At 57.2% G+C, this 2,633-nt stretch carries 2 protein-coding genes; both read right to left on the bottom strand.

Features of this window, described 5'->3' with window-relative positions:
• Positions 1 to 217: 217 nt before the first annotated feature.
• On the bottom strand, positions 218 to 625 hold the full coding sequence (locus B2Y11_RS06820; RefSeq protein WP_291057610.1) for a hypothetical protein: 408 nt from the start codon (positions 623 to 625) through the stop codon (positions 218 to 220).
• 443 nt (positions 626 to 1,068) lie between these two features.
• Entirely contained in the window at positions 1,069 to 2,421 is a 1,353-nt protein-coding gene (locus B2Y11_RS06815; protein WP_291057609.1) for a PDZ domain-containing protein, read from the bottom strand.
• Between the last annotated feature and the right edge of the window lie 212 nt (positions 2,422 to 2,633).

The raw sequence follows: 2,633 nt of genomic DNA, 5'->3' as shown, positions 1-2,633 counted from the left end.
GAATGAATCAGTGCTTCCTTAACCCCTTCCGGCTCGCTGCGCTCGCCACCCACCCCTTAAACAGGGGTGGGTAAGGGATTTACGCTCTGAACTTCCCGCCGGACACGGTCATTCTGAGCCGCAGGCGAAGAATCTTGGTACCCGGCACATTGGAGGCAGCCGCTAATAAATACCAGTCGGCGGGAATTGGCAGCTAATGCAGCCGCACCTCTAACGTCTATCTTCTATCATCCATCAATCTCAGCATCCTGTCCCGTTCTGCGGAAAGGATGCCTTTTTCTTTTTCCAGCGCTGCCGTGAGCCTGTCCATTTCACGGTCTGTTTTTTCTTCATCCGTCTTCAGGGCGTACATGGAGAAATTTTTGTATTCATAAAGGATGGACAGGTCGTATTTCCTGCAGACCTCCTCCATTTCCGATCGCCCCATGTCCTGCTCCACCGACACAAGCACTACGGAATGGGATAAGGTATCTCCGGGCCTTTCGCCGTGGAGACCGGGAATGGCGCAGTAAACGTCGGGGCTTTTCCGCCCCGAATAGCCCCAGCAGTCATGGGGCCCATGGGCCTCTGCCGAAAGGCCTGCCGCCAGCAGAAGGGCGGTGCAAAGAATGATTTTGTATTTCATGATTCCTCCTTGTGAAAATACAGGAGCCTCGGAGCGGACACTGGACACGCCTGCGGCGTGAGGGTTCAGAGGGTTCAGAAGGTTCAGAGGGGAAGGGGGGCGCGGCTGACGCCGCAGGTTGTGGCCTGCTGACGCAGGCAGGTTGTGTAGAAAGGTTCTAAGGGTTCAGAGGGTGGTGGATTGCCGCTTCGCGGCAATGGAGTTTATAATGCCGCCTGTCGGCGGCGGGCGTTACGGGATTTCCTTCCCGCCGGAAACATGGTCATTCTGAGCCGCAGGCGTAAAATCTCAGTGCGTGCCGCCAATGGCCCATCCATCGGTAAATGCCGGTCAGCGGGAAGTCTGACGTCTCACTGTCTGACGATCTCCTTGCTTTCGGGAATACAGCCCGCCGCCGCAAAGCCCGCGGTAAGCGGTAAGCGGATAGCCGTCCCACTGTCCCACTATTTCACCAGTCCCCTGAACTCCGGCGCCATGACATGGCCTTCTCCGTCCCAGGGGGCGAAGGTTTCGTGATAGGGCACCCAGGGAGCCAGCTGGGCGGGAGTTCCTTTGGAACGAAGGCCGTCTTTTTCCAGCTGTTCTTTATAGGAGCTGCCATCGGGCCTTCTTCTTTCCTTCATCACCGCTTTGGCGTCTACGGTGTATTCGCCGGTTTTGTCTTTTTTCAGGGTGATGTGGAGGACGCTGCCGGGAGCGGCGTAGTCCAGGGCGTACCGGGCCAGGTAGTTCATAGACGATACGTCGGCGCCGTTGATGGAAAGGATCCAGTCCCCCTTCTGAACGGCGGAAAGTTCCGGATGGGCGGCGGTGTCCACCGATTTCACCTTGGGATGGGATTTGTTGAAGCCCCCTTCCAGTTCGATGCCGTAGTCCGGATGGTTTTCCAGGTCGTAATAGGCCTCTTCCACCGCCCGATAGCCCTGGTTCACGAATTCGTCCTTCACGCCGGTGAGGACGGTGCTGGAGTAGTAGTAGCCGCCGAAGCCGTTGCTGTTCCTATACACATGGTTCTGCCAGAAATCCAGGTCCACCCAGGTGCCTCCGTTTTCCGGATAGAAGGACACGTAGCCGTTGTAGGTGCTGCCGTAGTAGTCGTAGATGAATTCCGCCGCATAGGGCTCTTCCCGCTGGTAGTAGCGGTAGTAGCCGTCGTAGGAAATGGGATTTCCTTTTTCATCCCGGTCGTTCAAATGATAGAGGAAGGCCTGCTGCACTTCCTCCGGCCCTTCTCCCGGGAAATAGACGCTATAGGCGGGGCCGTAGTTGGGCAGAGCGCCGGGCTCTTTGTCCATAAGGCTTACCTTGCCTGCCAGATTTTTGAAATCGTGGCCGAAGTTCTTCCCGTCTTCCTTCCTGGCCGTAAGCTTCCAGTCCTTAGGGAAAGCGCTCATGGCATCCACCAGATCTTTCGGCAGAGGGTACCAGAGGTCCATGCCCGTATAGGAAGCGAGGAAGGTGGTGTCCGGATTCTCCGGAAGGGGCGAAATGTTCCATTTCATTTCCTTCCGGGCAAGGGTGACGTCATGGAAAAAGTTCTTTCCCCTTTCCCTGGAAAGATCCTGGATGTGAAGGTACCAGGTTTCCTCTCCCTGTCCATGCTGCACCTCCACCGTCATGCCGTGGCCCCAGACTTCCCGCCCGAAATCCACCAGCCTTCCCCCTTTGAGCACCGTGCCCCTCACGGACACATCGGAATAGGACGCCCCCAGCCGGTTAGCGAAATCCGCCGCCCCTGCAGACAGGGGCAGAGCCATCATCAACGCCAGCGCCAGGCCCGCTGCTTTCTTCATCATATATTCTCCTCCTTTGCTGCCGCTTTCATAAGGTTTGCTTTCAGTATATCATATGGGGCCGCCTGCGGCGTGAGGGTTCAGAGGGAAGGGGGCGCGGCTGACGCCGCAGGTTGTGGCCTGCTGACGCAGGCAGGTTGTGTAGAAGGGTTGTGAGGGGAAAAGGTTCTCAAGTTTGACCGGCCTACGGCGGTCGGGTTCTTAGGTTTGACAGC

Origin of the sequence: Dialister sp. UBA1703 (assembly GCA_002320515.1) — a bacterium.
In the GTDB taxonomy this organism is placed as follows: domain Bacteria; phylum Bacillota; class Negativicutes; order Veillonellales; family Dialisteraceae; genus Dialister.
Note: the sequence above shows the minus strand (reverse complement) of the source record. Positions and strands in the feature narration are given on the sequence as shown.

Coding starts and splice junctions, on each gene's coding strand:
- B2Y11_RS06820 (WP_291057610.1), bottom strand. CDS start 625: ATGAAATACAAAATCATTCTTTGCACCGCCCTTCTGCTGGCGGCAGGC.
- B2Y11_RS06815 (WP_291057609.1), bottom strand. CDS start 2,421: ATGATGAAGAAAGCAGCGGGCCTGGCGCTGGCGTTGATGATGGCTCTG.